Raw genomic sequence first — 551 nt, forward strand, 5'->3', positions numbered from 1 at the left:
CGTTGCTTGCGATTTCCGCGCGGCATCGTAAGCGCCTGAAACGTATTGCGCCACGGTGGCGTCACCCGCGGCTAGCGCGGCACGTATGTCGCCGATGGTCGGCGATTGATCGAACGTAGTCATGAGAGCGTCGGCAAGTAGTCTTACTTCGCGGCAAGCGCGGGCTGGATATAACTGTGGACGAAGAATGTATCGTACTTCGGCTGCTGCTTCAGGTTGCCGAGCGCGATCTGCGTATCCATCGCAACCGTCAGCGCTTTCGGCGTAATGTCGACGTTCTTCGGATACACGCCTTCGGCCAGCATGCGCTTGACCGCCGCGTCCACCACTGCCGGATCGAGCGTCGGAAATTCCTTGCGCGCGATCGCCTGCGTTTCGGCTGGGTTGCTCTGCATGTAGCGCAGCGCGTTCTGCAGCCCCTTCACGAACCGCGCGGCCGCATCCGGATCGACACTGCGTTTTGCCGAAATCGACGAGAACGCGTATTCGCCATAGAGCTTCGGAAAGCCGAGCACGACTTTCATGCCCTTCGCCACGGCCTGATCGAGGCC

General features: G+C 60.8%; 1 pseudogene. It reads right to left on the reverse strand.

The features are described 5' to 3' along the window. Nucleotides 1-143 precede the first annotated feature (143 nt). A pseudogene (locus SB764_RS38235) lies at nucleotides 144-551 on the reverse strand (ABC transporter substrate-binding protein); the annotation flags it as partial.

It is taken from the genome of Paraburkholderia sp. SIMBA_027 (assembly GCF_046535315.1).
Lineage (GTDB): Bacteria > Pseudomonadota > Gammaproteobacteria > Burkholderiales > Burkholderiaceae > Paraburkholderia > Paraburkholderia tropica.